Here is a 17,364-nt window from a genome sequence, read left to right as displayed (position 1 = left end):
TGCCGACTAAACTCTCACTCGTTAGTGAAAGTTTACATTCTTAACCTACCGATAGGATACGGCAGAGGAAAAATGCCCATGTAGTCACAATACCACCTAATAGATAGTGAGCGACACCTACCGCACGACCTTGAACAATACTCAAAGCACGGGGTTGGATTGCGGGGGCTAATTTGAGTTTATTATGAGCCCAAACGATCGACTCGATTAATTCTTGCCAGTAGCCACGTCCGCTAAATAAGAACATTAAGCTAAAAGCAAAGATAAAGTGACCTGCTAAAAACATGATGCCATAAGCAGATAAAGCTGAACCATAAGAGTTAATTACGTTAGCAGCCTGGGCCCATAAGAAATCTCTTAACCAGCCGTTGATAGTAATAGCACTTTGGGCAAAATTACCACCGGTGATATGAGAAACAGTACCATCAGGTAAGACAGTTCCCCAAACATCAGATTGCATTTTCCAACTAAAGTGGAAGATAACAACAGAGATGGAGTTGTACATCCAGAATAAACCTAAGAAGACATGATCCCATCCAGAGACTTGACAAGTACCACCACGACCGGGTCCATCACAAGGGAAGCGGAATCCTAACTCAGCTTTGTCAGGGACAAGTCTGGAGCTACGAGCATAAAGCACACCTTTGAGGAGGATTAATACGGTAACGTGAATAGTGAAAGCGTGAATATGGTGAACCATGAAATCCGCAGTACCTAGAGTAATAGGCATCATTGCTACTTTTCCACCCACTGCCACAACATCTCCACCGAAGGCATAACTAGCAGTTGCACCAGCAAAAGGAGCAGTTGCACCAGCCGCAGCAGTATGAAGACCTTGAATCCATTGAGCAAAGATAGGCTGTAATTGGATTGCGGAGTCAGAGAACATATCTTGAGGACGACCTAAAGCTCTCATGGTGTCGTTATGAATGTACAACCCGAAGCTGTGGAAGCCTAACCAGATACAGACCCAGTTGAGGTGAGAAATAATTGCGTCACGGTGACGGAGTACTCTGTCTAAGAGGTTATTAACGTTCTTAGCAGGATCGTAGTCACGAACCATGAAGATAGAAGCATGAGCTCCAGCACCGACAATTAAGAATGCACCGATCCACATGTGGTGAGTGAAGATAGATAACTGAGTACCATAATCCGTAGCTAAGTAAGGATAAGGAGGCATTGCGTACATATGCTGCGCAACAATAATAGTCAAAGAACCTAATAAAGCGAGGTTAATGGCTAATTGTGCGTGCCAAGATGTGGTTAAGATTTCATAGAGTCCTTTATGACCTTCTCCAGTAAAGGGGCCTTTATGTCCTTCTAAGATTTCTTTAATGCTATGACCTATACCCCAGTTGGTGCGGTACATATGACCTGCAATGATAAATAATACTGCGATCGCTAAGTGATGATGAGCAGTATCCGACAACCATAAGCCACCAGTAACAGGATTTAAACCACCTTTAAAAGTTAAGAAGTCAGAATAAACTCCCCAATTTAAGGTAAAGAATGGTGTTAAACCTTGAGCAAAGCTGGGATATAACTCAGCCATCTTGCTTGGATCTAGGATAAATTCATGAGGTAAGGGAATATCCTGTGGAGCAACACCCGCATCTAATAACTTATTAATAGGTAAAGATACATGAATTTGGTGACCTGCCCATCCTAATGAACCTAATCCCAATAAACCAGCTAAGTGGTGATTGAGCATGGATTCCGCATTTTGGAACCATTCCAACTTGGGAGCGGCTTTGTGGTAATGAAACCAACCAGCAAAGAGCATTAAACCAGCCATTACTAAACCACCGATGGCAGTACAGTAAAGCTGAAACTCGTTGGTGATTCCAGAGGCTCTCCATAATTGGAATAAGCCAGAGGTAATTTGAATACCGTGGAAGCCACCGCCAACGTCACCGTTGAGGATGTCTTGACCGACAACAGACCAAACAACTTGAGCGCTTGGTTTAACGTTTAAAGGATCGGCTAACCATGCAGAGTAGTTAGAAAATTTAGCTCCGTGGAAGTACATTCCACTCAACCAAACGAATACTACTGCTAAATGACCAAAGTGAGCGCTGAAGATTTTCCGAGAAATATCTTCTAAATCACTGGTTTGACTATCGAAATCATGTGCATCGGCGTGAAGATTCCAAATCCAAGTGGTGGTTTTGGGACCTCTAGCTAAAGTGCGATCAAAGTGTCCTGGCTTACCCCATTTTTCAAAGGAGGTGGGAACGGGATCTTTATCTACAATAACTTTAGCTTTCGCCTCTTTTTGAGGGCTTACTGTCATGAGGAACTCCTCTCTCGACAAAATACTTAAACTACTACATTAACCAAGATGATAATGGTATTTTGTCACCGATGTGGGGATTGCTTAACAATATTTAAAATTTGCTTAATATTCCCTCAGACAGAGTTTTTTATTTTAATGTTTTCTCATTTTAGTCAAGATTTTGTTACTTTTCTTTATGAAAATAGTAAATAGTCATCAATTGGAACTTAATTGTATAAATATTCTGAATTCATGATAATTTTGATGAAAATGAGCTAATTAACTATGATAGATATATAGCGTTTATCTAAATAGTAAGGTACACCTATTTCTTAATAAAAATGGGGTTCGAGTCTGCTCTGTGTACCTCATAAATATAAGAATTGCTATATATAAATAGTTTGTAATATTTTAGAGATAATAATTTTTTTTAAAAGAGAGAATTTAATTAAAATTTATTATTGGGTAATAAAAATTTCGCGAACACATTAGTGAATAACAATTATTCAACAAGATTTTTTATTGTAGTATGAAAATTTGACGATCGCAAGAAAGCTTAGACTATGAAATAAAACCTTTGATAAATAAATATTCTTACATAAAGCCGAAGTTAAATAAAAACAGAGTGAAGAGTAACTGTCAATTTAATCTTAGTTGATAATTGGTAATTTATTTTCTATTCCAGATCCACCGTAAAAATTTTGATCTGGAAAAGATAATAAAACTATGCTTTACGAGAGTAGTACTCAATAACGAGTAGTTCATTGATGTTTAGAGCTACCCATTCTCTTTCAATAACACCATTAACTTTACCAGTGAGGTTATCTTTATCAAATTCTAAATGACTGGGGAGGTTAGCTAAACCGGGGTTAAGTAGATTATTTTTGACAATATTAACAGAACGATCTCTTTTTCTAACGCTGATGACATCACCGGGGCGACACTGATAACTAGCAATATCAACTACTTTACCATTAACCATAATATGACCGTGATTCACCAATTGACGAGATCCGGGAATGGTAGGTGCCATGCCAAGACGAAAAACGGTATTATCGAGACGCATTTCTAATAATTGTAATAATACTTGACCAGTAGATCCAGTAACTCTACGAGCTTTTTTAACATAACGAACTAATTGAGTTTCACTGACACCATAGTTATAACGAAGTTTTTGTTTTTCTTCGAGACGAATGGCGTATTCCGAGCGTTTACGGCGATTTTGTCCATGTTGTCCGGGGGGATATTGACGACGGGCGTTTTTACGGGTTAAACCGGGTAAATCTCCTAAACGGCGTACTACCCTCAAACGAGGACCTGTATATCGAGCCATGTTTACTATTTTCTCCTTATATATTTTTTATATTTAGAGTTTGTAATTTCACAGATAAATCTACAAAGTTACTTTTTTAGGTATAAACCTAAACGGGATTACTCTTGTCCCTTCTATTCCATAGCCATTAGCTTTCGGAATTGTTTTTTTTGGTTTCTTTTAACACCCAAATATACAATTCTACATTAAAAATGCTCAGATTGACCATACTATTATAAAATCTTGAATGATAGTCAAATAATTTCAGTAGATACAAAAATTGGCACACTCCACAAATAAAGAGATTTTTATCTATAAATAAATCCATTTGGGGTATATAAAGTCTAGCTATGTTTCTATATCTTTAATATATCAGGATGTGAAAAATCAATTATTAACAAAAGTATTAAAACTCTTTTAAAACCTAACACCGATAACCTTTTTCAGACAATCTATTTATGACTGCTCTATTGACATTTTTAGCAAGTCTTACATCTTCGGGAGTTTATTTTTTTATTACTATTAATATCCTAAACTGAAGGAGTATGAATTTTTCATTGTCAATTGTGAATTATCAGTTATAAAATTGACTTTAGCAACAAAAATGTTGTTAAACTATTAATAATTACTATATTTTAAAATTAATATGAGTGCTTCCGTTAAAACTTTAGTCAATCAGCCTTATAAATACGGATTTATTACAGATATTGAGTCGGATACCATCCCCAAAGGTTTAAGTGAGGATGTTGTCAGATTAATTTCCATGAAAAAAAATGAGCCAGAATTTATGTTGGAATTTCGTCTCAAGGCTTATCGTCAATGGTTGAAAATGACTGAACCTAAATGGGCGCACGTTGGTTATCCTAGTATTAATTATCAAGATATTATCTATTACTCTGCACCGAAACAGCAAAAGAAAAAATTAGATAGTTTAGATGAAGTTGATCCCACTCTTTTAGAAACTTTTGAAAAGCTCGGTATTCCTTTATCTGAACAAAAACGTTTGGGTAATGTAGCTGTTGATGCAATTTTTGATAGTGTTTCGATCGCCACAACCTTTAAAGATAAACTAGCAAAGGATGGAGTTATTTTTTGCTCAATTTCTGAAGCCTTACAAGAACATCCTGATTTAGTACAAAAATATTTAGGAAGTGTTGTGCCTTCTGCTGATAACTATTTTGCCGCACTTAATGGTGCAGTATTCAGCGATGGATCATTTGTATTTATTCCTAAAGGTGTAAAATGTCCTATGGAATTATCTACTTATTTCCGCATCAATAATGGGGATACAGGGCAATTTGAGCGTACTTTAATTGTAGCCGAGGAAGGTGCATCAGTAAGTTATTTGGAAGGTTGTACTGCTCCTATGTACGACAGTAATCAACTTCATGCGGCAGTAGTAGAATTGATAGCTTTAGATAATGCTGAGATAAAATATTCTACTGTACAAAATTGGTATGCAGGAGACGAAAAGGGGAAAGGCGGTATTTATAATTTCGTCACCAAACGAGGTTTATGTAAAGGGGTTAACTCGAAAATTTCTTGGACTCAAGTGGAAACGGGATCTGCTATAACATGGAAATATCCCAGTTGTGTGTTAATCGGAGATAATTCTATTGGGGAATTTTACTCGATCGCTTTGACAAATAATATGCAACAAGCGGATACTGGAACTAAGATGATCCATATTGGCAAAAATACTCGCAGTACTATTATTTCTAAAGGAATATCCGCAGGAAACTCGAAAAATAGCTATCGTGGATTAGTAAAAATGGGTAATAAAGCAACTGGTGCAAGAAATTACTCTCAATGCGACTCTATGTTAATTGGTGATAATGCACAAGCAAATACTTTTCCTTATATTCAAGTGGATAACAGTGGTGCTAAAGTTGAACATGAAGCCTCTACTTCAAAAATTGGAGAAGATCAATTGTTCTATTTTGCTCAACGGGGTATTTCTGAAGAAAATGCGGTATCAATGTTAGTAAGTGGATTTTGCAAAGACGTGTTAAACGAGTTGCCGATGGAATTTGCCGCAGAAGCTGATAAACTTCTCAGTCTAAAATTAGAAGGCAGTGTTGGCTAACAATTGATAATTGATAATTGACAATAAAAAAGAAAAGATTAACTATTAACGATCGACTATTTTAAGAAACTTTGCCATTAGAACTAAAGATAAACCCTGAATAAAAATAGATGTTATTGTTATTACTAGGAAAAACAAATTAATGCAAGAAGAAACTGGTTTAAACATTCTCGCTATTACTATTTTTACCATTACTTTATCCGTTTTATTGGGGCCTCTTTTTAATCTTTCACCTTATATTCCGGCTGGGGTAACATTTTTATTATTAGGTTTGGTAACTTTTGATACTTTATCATGGAAAAATCAGGGAGTTAATTTATTATTAAATATTTTCGCATCTCAAGAGCAAAAACAACGTATTATTTATCATGAAGCAGGACACTTTTTAACAGCTTATCTGTATCAAATTCCGATAACTGGTTACAATTTAAGCCCTTGGGAAGCAATTAAAAATAGTAGTGTTGGTTTAGGAGGAGTTATATTTGATACCAATTTTCTCAAAGAAAAATATCAAGATGTAAAAGAATTTAATCGATCGATCGAACGTTTTGGAGTTGTTTTAATGGCAGGAATAGCAGGAGAACAATTTATATATAATAATAGTCAAGGAGGAGAAGATGATGTACAGCAATTTCAAAAAATTTATAGCAATTTAACTCTTACTTCTTCTAATTTTCAAATTAAAAAAAGATTAGCTATTTTACAGGCAACTACTATTATAAAAGAAAATAAAGAATCTTATTTAGCTTTAGTAGAAGCAATGAAACAACGCAAATCAATAACAGAATGTCAAGAGATTATTTCTATTTATAAAAGTTAGAATAATCTATGTTTCACAAGTAAAAATTTGTTTGAAATATTTACGAAGCCAAAGGAGAGGGTTTTTAATTTCTTCTTGTTGGAGTAATCCCATTTCTTGTAATTGTTTTTGACAAAGTTGAATTATATTTTGTCGATCGCTTAATTCTTGAATAATTTGTTCCGCTAAAAAAGGATATTCTTTAATTAAATTATGGAAATTTTCTCCATTGATTAAGAATAACCTTGTTAGTTTTGTAGCCTTCATTGTAGTCGGATAAGGAGTATTTAAAAGTAGTGGTAATTCTCCAAAATATTGCCCTTGAGTAAAGAAAAATAAAGAATTTTTAGTTATATTTGTCTCTAAAATTGCCTCAATTTCTCCTTCTAAAATCAGAGCGAAAAAATCCCCGTATTCTCCCTGTTTAATAAGAATTTCTTCTGGATATAAATAACGCTGACTACTCATTTCTATTAAACGGATTAATTGTAAATCATCAAAATCATGAAATAAGTTAAATTTGAATAACAATTCTTTTAAAGACTCATGGGGGGTTAATACTTGTTTTGGGATGTTTTGAATATCCTCAAAAGAATCAACATTTTGTAACCAAATATCTCTTTGAGGAAAAGGAATTTTAATATTATTTTTTCTTAGATTATGTTCAATAACATAGAGTAAAGAACTTTTAATAAAAGGAGTAAGATTAATTTTGTTAACCCATATCCATAAAGCAAAATCTAACGCATTATCTCCGAAACCAAGAAATATAACCTTTGGTGGTGGATTATGTAAAACCTCTTTTATCAGAGAAGCAGACTTTAATAAAACATCCGTCACAAGTAATAAATCACTACCGTAAGCTATACCTATTTTAATTTCAATTCTACCCTGACAATTATCATAATTCCAATTGATAACAGTACTATTTGTTAACTCTGTATTGGGAATAATTAATTCTGAACCTTCAATAGTTTTAACAACGGTACAACGAATCGATATTTCTCTGATATATCCTAACTTTTCTTGAAATTGAATTAGATTTCCGACTTTTAATTTTCCTTCTGCTAACAAGGTAACTCCACTGATTAAGTTACGAGTTAAATCCTGAAAACCAAAGCCGATACCAACTCCTAAACCTCCAATTATTACAGCTAAAGATGTTAAATTAATTCCCATAGTTTGAATAGCTATTATATAACCAATACTGGCGATACTAAAAGCTATAAAAGTGGAAATGACTTCTCTATTACTATCACTAATTTTAAAAGTTAAAAGAATTCTATTTTTTAAAAATTTTTTAGTAAATCTAGCAAAAAGAGTAACTAAAATTAGTAATCCTAGAACTTGCAAAATCCATCCTAAAGAAATACTATTTCCTTTTAAAGAAAATAAGGGATTTGTAAAAATATTATTCAACCATTTAATCATCAATTTTACTGTTTAAAATATTAAATTTATTGGTAATTAATTATTAATTAAAATCGATCAACTGGTAATAAAAAATCAATTTCTGGACCGAATGGTACAATTCCTGTAGGATTAATCGTTTTATGACTTTGATAATAATGTCTTTTGATATGTCTAAAATTCACAGTTTGTGCAATACCTTCTATTTGGTAAAGTTCTCGTAGATAACCCCAAATATTTGGATAGTCAACAATTCGACGAATATTGCATTTAAAATGCCCAACATAAACCGCATCAAAACGGACTAAAGTAGGAAATAATCGCCAGTCTGCTTCTGTAATACGATCGCCTGTAAGATACCGTTGACGAGAGAGTTTTTCTTCTAACCAGTCAAGGGTTTCAAATAGAGGAATTAATTCTTCCTCATAGGCTTGTTGAGTAGTGGCAAAACCACATTTATAAACCCCATTATTGATATTATGATATATACGATCGTTTAAACTATCAATTTCTTGTCTTAAATCTTTAGGATAATAGTCATTTTCTTTCCCACCGATACGATTGAAAGCACTATTAAACATTCGGATAATTTCTGCCGATTCATTATTAACAATAGTGTGAGTTTCTTTATCCCAAAGGACAGGAACTGTTACTTTACCCGTATAATTAGCATCACCTTCCGTATAAATTTGATATAAGTATTCAGCATTAAATAAAGGATCACTGATTACCCCTTCATCTTCGGCAAATGTCCAACCATTTTCCCCCATAAACCAATTGACGATCGATATGGTTATCATATTTTCTAGTCTTTTTAAAGTGCGAAAAATCAAAGTACGATGAGCCCAAGGACAAGCTAATGATATATAGAGATGGTAACGTCCTGATTCTGCCTTAAAACCGCCTTTGCCCGTGATTCCTGCACTGCCATTAGAGGTAATCCAGTTACGAAACTGGGATGCTTGACGAATAAATTTGCCCTGATCTGTAACTGCATCATACAATTGATTAGACCAAACACCATTAACTAGAAGTCCCATAAATTTTATTGTTAATTAGTGATTATTTTTATGACCGGATTTAAAAGAATTGATGAGAATATAATTCTTTAAATTTTTCCATATAAAATAGAAATTATATCCCCATGATGTAGCTTGTTTTGATTAAGTTAAAAAAGGATAATCTGTGTATCCGTGTTCAGCATTATTTGTACCTTGACCATAGATTGTTTTTCCGTCAGTTTCATTCAATGATGCAGAAATTTCTAAACGTGTTACCAAATCGGGATTAGCAATAAAAGGCCGGCCAAAAGACACTAAATCAGCTTTTTCCGAAGAAATTACATCATTAGCTTTGCTTTTATCATAACCCCCATTAGTAATAATTGTGCCGTTATAAAAATTTTTAAAAGTATCTAATACCGACGTAATAACATTACCAGTTGCTAAGTCTATATCACTAGGTTCCATTAGATGAATATAAGCTAAATTATAGTCATTTAAAACATTTAAAATATAGCTAAATAAATTCACCGGATTAGAATCAGATATTCCGTAAAAAGTGTTGCTAGGAGAAAGTTTAATTCCTACTTTTTTATCTCCCCAAACACCTCTAACAGCTTCGACTATTTCTAACAAAAAACGACTACGATTAGCGATCGATCCTCCATATTCATCAGTACGTTTATTAGAGCTATCTTGTAAAAATTGGTCAATTAAATAACCGAATGCACCATGTAACTCTACACCATCAAAACCAGCATTCAATGCATTAACTGAAGCCTGATAAAACTGCTCAACAATTAAAGGGATTTCTTTAATATCTAAAGCACGAGGAGTTTCTAAAGATACTTTACCAATGGGGGTGTGTAAATGTCCAACGGCGGAAATTTCACTAGGTGCGATCGGTAATTCACCATTCAATAAAGCAGGATGAGAAATTCTACCACTATGCCACAATTGCAGAAAAATTTTTCCTTGTTGTTGATGTACTTTTTCGACAACTAATTTCCAACCTTCCGTTTGTTTATCATTATAAATACCCGGACAATTCATATAGCCATGAGATAAAGGGGAAATCATTGTAGCTTCAGTTATGATCAATCCTGCCGTTGCTCTTTGAGCATAATAAGTTCCCATTAACTCTGTTGGAGTTCCGTCACTATTTGCTCTTAAACGAGTCATAGGTGCCATAATAATCCTATTAGGCAAGATATAATCTCCTAAGTGAAAAGGAGAAAAAATATTAAGATTCACCATAAGTGGATATTTGAAGCTAGAAGTTTAAAGTTTAAATCAAAGTGTTTAATTAAATAATATAGCGATCTGAGAGTAATGGAGATAATTAAATTTACCAATTGATAATTGATCCATTCAAGGTTTAAAGCCTCTCTTTTTAGCCAATTGTCCATTGTGTTGAATATTTCTGATTTTTCATTGCCTCTTAAAATACGCTACAATGGTAAGGCTATGTTCAATTCTAAAAATCATGCTTCCTATCGTTGCCATAATCGGCCGTCCCAATGTTGGTAAATCTGCCTTAGTCAATCGTTTGTCTGGAGAACAAGATGCAATCGTTTATGATGAACCAGGTATAACACGAGATCGTACCTATCGTCCGGCATTTTGGCGAGACAGAGAATTTCAGGTGGTAGATACAGGTGGGCTAGTTTTTGACGACGATACAGAATTTTTACCCTTCATTCGTGAACAAGCTAGAGCGGCATTAGCAGAAGCAGTAGCAGCGATATTTGTTGTAGATGGACAAATGGGATTAACTGCCGGAGATGAAGAAATAGCGGCATGGTTGCGTACTCAAAATGTTCCAATCGTTTTAGCTGTCAATAAGTGTGAATCTGAAAAACAAGGATTAATTCAAAGTGCAGAGTTTTGGAATTTGGGTTTAGGTGAACCTTACGCCCTTTCTGCTATTCATGGGAATGGTACGGCAGAACTATTAGATGACTTAATTCAATACCTTCCCACCATAGACGAAATAGAGGAAATAGAAGAAATCAGGGTCGCTATTATTGGAAGACCAAATGTAGGTAAATCGAGTCTTTTAAATGCTTTAACAGGGGAAAATCGTGCTATTGTTAGTCCTGTATCCGGTACAACTCGTGATGCGATCGATATGGTAGTAGAAAGAAATGGTAAAACCTATCGATTAATTGATACCGCAGGTATTAGGCGCAAAAAAAATGTTGACTATGGAGCGGAATTTTTCGGAATCAATAGGGCATTTAAAGCCATAAAACGGGCTGATGTGGTATTATTCGTTATCGATGTCTTAGATGGTGTAACGGAGCAAGATTTAAAATTAGCAGGAAGAATCATCGAAGAAGGTAGGGCGGCCATTATTATCGCTAATAAATGGGATGCAGTAGAAAAAGACTCCCATACCATCTATGAATATCAAAAAATGCTAGACGATCGACTATTTTTCATGGAATGGGCAGAACGAGTTTTTGTGTCCGCCATGACAGGTAAACGAGTAGAAACTATTTTAGATTTGGTTGATAACGCCGCCGAAGGTCATAAAAAACGAGTTACTACCGCAGTAATCAATGAAGTTTTAGAAGAAGCAACTAAATGGCACTCTCCTCCCACTACCAGACAGGGAAAACAGGGGCGCATTTACTATGGTACTCAAGTCGCCAGTAAACCTCCGACGATCGCTTTATTTGTGAATGATCCCAAACGATTAGATAATAATTATCGTCGTTATATTGAAAAACAATTCCGTCAACAATTAGGCTTTAAAGGCACACCATTAAAATTACTTTGGCGTGGCAAACGTCTGCGGGAAGGAGAGAATCTGGGAGCAAATCGTGCGACAAAAGTGTAACTATACTATATGGCTCTTTTGAGTTATTGAAAATCTGAATCTCAATAGGTACGATCGAAGTTTATATTATTTCTTTTATTAAAAAACTTCTGAAATAACTCTATTTTAAGAATCTTAAACTAAGAAAATAGTGTACAAATTTATGTTAGAGTTTACCTAAATATCTGAAAAACTCTTACGGGAGTATTGTTCAGCAGAATCTTGATTGAAAACAATCAGAAAATTCCTTTCTATACATTGGGAAGGTGGGTTGATAGTGCCTAACCACAAGATATTTGTAGAAGATTCTATAAATTATTGAGTCTAAATCTATCTCTATAGAGAAAAGCGAAGAATAAGGAAAAAAGTTGAATGGAAGAATATAATAAGTCAATTTCTTTTTTTGAAGGAAGAGATATAAAAATTAAAGTCGGATTATTAGCACCTCAAGCGGGAGGAACGGTTTTAATTCAAGCAGGTGAAACCGCAGTTTTGGTAACGGCAACTCGTACTAAAGGCAGAGAAGGTATTGATTTTCTACCTCTGACTGTGGATTATGAAGAAAGATTGTATGCGGCCGGACGTATTCCGGGTGGATTTTTACGTCGTGAAGGAAGACCTCCAGAACGAGCAACTCTCACAAGTCGCTTAATCGATCGACCTTTGCGTCCTCTTTTTCCATCATGGTTGAGAGATGATCTACAAATTGTCGCTACTACTCTATCTATGGATGAGGAAGTACCCCCCGATGTGTTAGCTGTTACTGGAGCTTCGATCGCAACTTTAGTGGCTCAAATTCCCTTCTATGGTCCCATGGCGGCCGTAAGAGTTGGATTAGTTCATGATGAATTTATTATTAACCCTACTTTTCGAGAAATCGAAAACGGCGATCTTGATTTAGTTGTTGCTGGAACTCCTGATGGTATTGTCATGGTGGAAGCTGGGGCGAATCAGTTACCAGAACAAGATATTATTGAGGCGATCGAATTTGGCTATGAGGCAATTTTAGAATTAATTCAAGCTCAAAAAGATCTCATCCAAGAGTTAGGTATTGAAATCAAAATCGAAAATAAAGAAGAAGATAACCCTGCTGTAGTTAATTTTATTCACGAAAAAGCTAGTGAGGAAATTAAACAGATTCTATGTCATTTTGACTACGATAAAAATGCTAGAGATGAAGCCTTAGACACTATTCAAGCTAGTGTACAAGAAGCCATTAACGCTTTGGGGGATGAAGATGAAATTAAAATCGCTATAGCTGAAAATTCTAAACTTCTTCCGAACCTATTTAAACAGTTAACCAAAAAACTGATGCGCCGTCAAATTATTGAAGATGGTGTGAGGGTTGATGGACGGAAATTAGATCAGGTACGGCCTATTTCTTCCCGTGTTGGTTTATTACCTGCCAGAGTTCACGGTAGCGGTTTATTTCAACGGGGTTTAACTCAAGTACTTTCGATCGCAACTCTAGGCACATCAGGAGACGCTCAAGATTTAGCGGATGACTTACATCCTGACTTTGAAAAACGTTACCTTCATCACTATAATTTTCCTCCTTATTCCGTAGGGGAAACTAAACCCTTACGCCCCCCCGGAAGACGAGAAATTGGTCATGGTGCTTTAGCTGAAAGAGCTATAACTCCTGTTTTACCACCTCAAGAAGACTTTCCTTATGTAATCAGAGTAGTTTCTGAAGTATTGTCTTCCAACGGTTCAACTTCTATGGGTTCGGTATGCGGTTCAACCTTAGCCTTAATGGATGCTGGAGTTCCCATTACTAAGCCTGTGAGTGGTGCCGCTATGGGATTAATTAAAGAAGGGGATGAAGTGCGTATCTTAACCGATATTCAGGGTATCGAAGACTTTTTAGGGGATATGGATTTTAAAGTAGCTGGTACTGATAGCGGTATTACTGCTTTACAAATGGATATGAAAATTACGGGTTTAAGAATGGAAACCATCTCTGAGGCAGTAAAACAAGCCAGAGAAGCCCGTTTACATATCTTAGGAGAAATGATGAAAACCATTAATACTCCCCGTACAGAATTGTCACCCTATGCACCTCGTTTAATGACCATGAAAATCGATCCTGATATGATTGGTTTAGTTATTGGACCAGGTGGTAAGACGATCAAAGGTATTACTGAACAAACTGGTTCAAAAATCGATATTGCTGACGATGGTACTGTTACTATTTGTGCTGTACAAGCTGAAAGAGCCCAACAAGCCAAACGCATCATTCAAACCATGACTCGTAAACTTAACGAGGGAGATGTGTATTTAGGGCGTGTAACTCGTGTTATCGATATTGGTGCATTTGTGGAAGTTTTACCCGGCAAAGAAGGTATGATTCATATTTCTCAATTAGCAGAACATCGTGTAGGTAAAGTAGAAGATGAAGTTACTATTGGGGATGAAATTGTGGTCAAAATTCGTGGTTTTGATCAAAAAGGACGTTTGAATTTAACTCGTTTAGGTATCCACCCTGAACAAGCGGCGATCGCCCGTCAAGAATCTCAGATTTAGAGATGGGAAGCTAAAACTTATGTAGTTTTCTGTCGGTAGAGACAGGACAGGATGAGAGGATGACAAGTGGACAGGTAGAAGAGTTTATTTATTTTTCATCACTGATTGTAATAAAATCCTTTTTAACTTGGGCAAAACGTCCTTTAGATAAGCTAGAAGTTCGATCAAGGTTAGGTGCATTAATTAACCTTACAACGGCTTCTATTTGCTCGAAATTAGGCATTATTTCTAGTTTTTGGGCTAAAAAAACCTTTATAACCCTTCTTTGTAAACTGAGGGGTTTATCTTTTAATATAGATCGTTTTAAATTATTTTTATCTTCGGTAATAGCTAAATTAAATAATTTTTCGGCTTCTTCCGTTAAAAATTCCACATCACCCCGTAAAATTTCTGCTGTTTGGGTTAAATGTTGCTCAATCTGTGGGTTCAATTCTTTTTTGAGATACGGTATCAAATCAAGACGAATGCGATTACGGGCAAATTTTTTATTATCGTTATATTTATCTTGCCAAATAGGTAATTGTAATTGTTGACAAAAAGTAAGGGTGTCATTACGAGTAAAGTTGAGCAAAGGTCGTACTAGAGTAAGATGATCATTAAGTTGTCTTATCCAATTCAAAGCGGTTAAGCCTTCCATTCCTGCACCTCTAGTTAAGTTATAGATGAAAGTTTCTGCTCGATCGCTTAAAGTGTGTCCTGTCAATAAATAATCAAATTTATGATGAGTGGCAACATTGACGAAAGCCTCATAGCGATATTTTCGAGCTTCTGCTTCTGTTTCGGCAATTTTCTCTTTAGCTTGTTCTAAGTAAAACTCAATATCCCAGTTTTTGGCAATTTTCTCAACATGATTAGCTAATCCTTCATCTAACACCCAACCATGATCATAATGAACGATCGCAATTTGCCAATGCCATTTTGGCTGTAAATCTGAGCATAAACGGGTTAAGCAGAGAGAATCTTGTCCTCCTGATAGAGCAATCAGAATTTTACTGTTTTTTGGCAACAGTTGGCGATCTTTTAATACTTGATGTAGTTTACTATGATAGCCTGTCCATACAAACATTTGAGACTTATAGATAATAACGATTCCCAAATAACGATAAATGTTTACTATGATAGCCTGTCCATACAAACATTTGAGACTCCTCGATCTGTCAACCTATTCACCTCTCCACTTGTATAACCTAAAAAATTATTCAAAATCTATGGACAACCAAGAGATTGACGAGTACTCGCACCTGTAGTAGCATTGATACCATCAGCATATTTACATAGTTTCATGATTTGTTGACTATCTAAGACTGCCTGAGTAAAGTCTGCACCAGTTATTTGAGCATTATTAAAAGTCGATCGTAACATGATTGCCTCTCTAAAAATAGTATTTCTTAAATCTGCATCATTAAAACTGGTGACATAAGCTAAACCGTTGGTAAAATCCGAACCAGATAAATTAATTTTATCTGCCATGACACCGTTGAAAACACTTCCTCTCAAATCTGCATTACTAAAATTTGCATTTTCCAATTTTACTTTGGTAAACTCTGCTAGTTGTAAATTTTGTCCAGAAAAATCTTGTCCACTTAAATCTTTACTTTCAAAGGTTGATGTTACTGCAGTAGAACTAGCCGCCATAGCACGATGAGGAGTAAATAAGATTACTAAACTTAAAATTAAAACAAAAAAACGAATCAATTTTTTCAACATAAATAAATATAAAAACTTAAAGAGATTTGATAAATTTGGTATTGTTCAATGATTCACAAATAATAGAGGATTGCGATACAAGTTTTTAAAAATTCACTATTCACTATTCACTATCTATTACTCAGTAATTACGTTCCTACAGTCCAAGAGTTCATATACTCAATTTGAGAAGGGGTAAGAGTATCAATATTAATACCCATCGCTTGTAATTTTAATCGAGCAATTTCTTGATCTACTTCTGTGGGAATGGAATGAATACCGGGTTGTAAACTGCCTTGATTTTTAACCAAATATTCACAAGCTAAGGCTTGGTTAGCAAAACTCATGTCCATAACGGCACTAGGATGTCCTTCTGCGGCGGCTAAATTCACTAAACGTCCTTCACCTAATACGATGATAGATTTACCATTATTGAGTAAATATTGTTGGGTAAAATTGCGTACTTCTTTTACATCTCTTGACATTCCTTTTAATGTTTCTAAGTCAATTTCAATGTCAAAGTGACCAGAATTACATACCATTGCACCATCTTTCATGGTTTCAAAATGTTCTTTACGGATAATATGCTTATTCCCTGTAACAGTCACAAAAACATCACCAATACTAGCGGCTTCACTCATGGGCATAACACGGAAACCATCCATAGCGGCTTCGATCGCTTTTACGGGATTAATTTCAGTGATAACCACGTTTGAACCTAAACCACGAGCTCGCATTGCGACACCTTTACCACACCATCCATAACCAGCAACCACAAGAGTTTTACCAGCTAAAAGAACATTAGTAGCTCTAATAATACCATCAAGGGTAGATTGTCCTGTTCCGTAACGATTATCAAAAAAGTGTTTAGTATCAGCATCATTGACATTCATGGCGGGGAAGGTTAAAACACCATCTCTAAACATTGCTTCTAGGCGCACAATGCCAGTGGTGGTTTCTTCTGTTGTGCCAATTAAATCTGCAAGTTGATGTTGTCTTTCTTTAATCAAAGTTGCAACTACATCTGAACCATCATCAATGATTACATTAGGTTTATGATCTAATGCTGTTTGTACATGACGGTGATAGGTAGCGTTATCTTCACCTTTGATGGCAAAAACGGGCATCCCGTAATCATTTACTAAACAGGCGGCCACATCATCTTGAGTGGAAAGAGGGTTACTGGCAATTAATACTGCATCAGCTCCTCCAGCTTGAAGTGCGATCGCTAAATTAGCTGTTTCAGTGGTAACGTGACAACAAGCGACTAAACGAATACCAGCTAAAGGTTTTTCAGCGTTAAAACGATCTCTTATTTGAGCTAGAACAGGCATTTCTCGGGCGGCCCATTCAATTCTTTGACGACCTAAACTTGCTAAATTAATATCTTTAATATCGTAATTTAATTTGGTAGGGATTGCAACCATTAGTTGTTATCTAAATAA

At 35.4% G+C, this 17,364-nt stretch carries 12 protein-coding genes; 4 read left to right on the top strand and 8 right to left on the bottom strand.

The features are described 5' to 3' along the window. Positions 1-40 precede the first annotated feature (40 nt). Positions 41-2,293, bottom strand: coding sequence for a photosystem I core protein PsaA (gene psaA / locus GM3709_RS08295; RefSeq protein WP_066118229.1), 2,253 nt, complete (start codon positions 2,291-2,293; stop codon positions 41-43). Positions 2,294-2,999: 706 nt separating this feature from the next. Next, positions 3,000-3,608 (bottom strand): 30S ribosomal protein S4, encoded by a 609-nt coding sequence (gene rpsD / locus GM3709_RS08290; RefSeq protein ID WP_066118227.1) that lies wholly within the window; start codon positions 3,606-3,608, stop codon positions 3,000-3,002. A 625-nt stretch (positions 3,609-4,233) separates the two neighbouring features. Between rpsD and sufB the strand changes: the two genes are divergently transcribed. Both sufB and GM3709_RS08280 read left to right on the top strand, forming a co-directional pair. Next, entirely contained in the window at positions 4,234-5,673 is a 1,440-nt protein-coding gene (gene sufB / locus GM3709_RS08285) for a Fe-S cluster assembly protein SufB (protein WP_066118225.1), read from the top strand. Positions 5,674-5,815: 142 nt separating this feature from the next. Continuing rightward, complete coding sequence (locus GM3709_RS08280) at positions 5,816-6,493, top strand: ATP-dependent Zn protease (RefSeq protein ID WP_066118223.1); 678 nt, start codon at positions 5,816-5,818, stop codon at positions 6,491-6,493. A gap of 6 nt (positions 6,494-6,499) precedes the next feature. Here the strand turns inward: GM3709_RS08280 and GM3709_RS08275 are convergent, their stop codons facing one another. The 3 genes from GM3709_RS08275 to GM3709_RS08265 form a co-directional block, all read right to left on the bottom strand. Beyond that, positions 6,500-7,903 carry a mechanosensitive ion channel domain-containing protein gene (locus GM3709_RS08275; RefSeq protein WP_066118221.1) on the bottom strand — a complete coding sequence of 468 codons (1,404 nt, stop codon included), beginning with the start codon at positions 7,901-7,903 and terminating at the stop codon, positions 6,500-6,502. 47 nt (positions 7,904-7,950) lie between these two features. Then, entirely contained in the window at positions 7,951-8,922 is a 972-nt protein-coding gene (locus GM3709_RS08270; protein WP_066118218.1) for a glutathione S-transferase family protein, read from the bottom strand. 123 nt (positions 8,923-9,045) lie between these two features. Then, positions 9,046-10,140 (bottom strand): alkene reductase, encoded by a 1,095-nt coding sequence (locus GM3709_RS08265; RefSeq protein WP_066118216.1) that lies wholly within the window; start codon positions 10,138-10,140, stop codon positions 9,046-9,048. A 226-nt stretch (positions 10,141-10,366) separates the two neighbouring features. Between GM3709_RS08265 and der the strand changes: the two genes are divergently transcribed. Further along, positions 10,367-11,728 (top strand): ribosome biogenesis GTPase Der, encoded by a 1,362-nt coding sequence (der, locus tag GM3709_RS08260; protein ID WP_173645745.1) that lies wholly within the window; start codon positions 10,367-10,369, stop codon positions 11,726-11,728. 351 nt (positions 11,729-12,079) lie between these two features. After that, entirely contained in the window at positions 12,080-14,233 is a 2,154-nt protein-coding gene (locus GM3709_RS08255; protein WP_066118212.1) for a polyribonucleotide nucleotidyltransferase, read from the top strand. Between the two features lie 88 nt (positions 14,234-14,321). On the opposite strand, the gene tilS is transcribed toward GM3709_RS08255, so the two are convergent. From tilS to ahcY, 3 genes are all read right to left on the bottom strand, one after another. After that, entirely contained in the window at positions 14,322-15,299 is a 978-nt protein-coding gene (gene tilS / locus GM3709_RS08250; RefSeq protein WP_066121821.1) for a tRNA lysidine(34) synthetase TilS, read from the bottom strand. A gap of 140 nt (positions 15,300-15,439) precedes the next feature. Further along, positions 15,440-15,937, bottom strand: coding sequence for a pentapeptide repeat-containing protein (locus GM3709_RS08245; protein WP_066121819.1), 498 nt, complete (start codon positions 15,935-15,937; stop codon positions 15,440-15,442). 131 nt (positions 15,938-16,068) lie between these two features. Continuing rightward, a complete protein-coding gene (ahcY, locus tag GM3709_RS08240) occupies positions 16,069-17,346 on the bottom strand; it encodes an adenosylhomocysteinase (RefSeq protein WP_066118210.1) in 1,278 nt (425 codons plus the stop codon). Between the last annotated feature and the right edge of the window lie 18 nt (positions 17,347-17,364).

The organism is Geminocystis sp. NIES-3709, from assembly GCF_001548115.1.
Taxonomy (GTDB): Bacteria; Cyanobacteriota; Cyanobacteriia; order Cyanobacteriales; family Cyanobacteriaceae; genus Geminocystis.
Note: the sequence above shows the minus strand (reverse complement) of the source record. Positions and strands in the feature narration are given on the sequence as shown.

Bases quoted from the DNA above. Each gene is read 5' to 3' on its own strand.
- psaA (WP_066118229.1), bottom strand. From the start codon at position 2,293: ATGACAGTAAGCCCTCAAAAAGAGGCGAAAGCTAAAGTTATTGTAGAT.
- rpsD (WP_066118227.1), bottom strand. From the start codon at position 3,608: ATGGCTCGATATACAGGTCCTCGTTTGAGGGTAGTACGCCGTTTAGGA.
- sufB (WP_066118225.1), top strand. From the start codon at position 4,234: ATGAGTGCTTCCGTTAAAACTTTAGTCAATCAGCCTTATAAATACGGA.
- GM3709_RS08280 (WP_066118223.1), top strand. From the start codon at position 5,816: ATGCAAGAAGAAACTGGTTTAAACATTCTCGCTATTACTATTTTTACC.
- GM3709_RS08275 (WP_066118221.1), bottom strand. From the start codon at position 7,903: ATGATTAAATGGTTGAATAATATTTTTACAAATCCCTTATTTTCTTTA.
- GM3709_RS08270 (WP_066118218.1), bottom strand. From the start codon at position 8,922: ATGGGACTTCTAGTTAATGGTGTTTGGTCTAATCAATTGTATGATGCA.
- GM3709_RS08265 (WP_066118216.1), bottom strand. From the start codon at position 10,140: ATGGTGAATCTTAATATTTTTTCTCCTTTTCACTTAGGAGATTATATC.
- GM3709_RS08255 (WP_066118212.1), top strand. From the start codon at position 12,080: ATGGAAGAATATAATAAGTCAATTTCTTTTTTTGAAGGAAGAGATATA.
- tilS (WP_066121821.1), bottom strand. From the start codon at position 15,299: ATGTTTGTATGGACAGGCTATCATAGTAAACTACATCAAGTATTAAAA.
- ahcY (WP_066118210.1), bottom strand. From the start codon at position 17,346: ATGGTTGCAATCCCTACCAAATTAAATTACGATATTAAAGATATTAAT.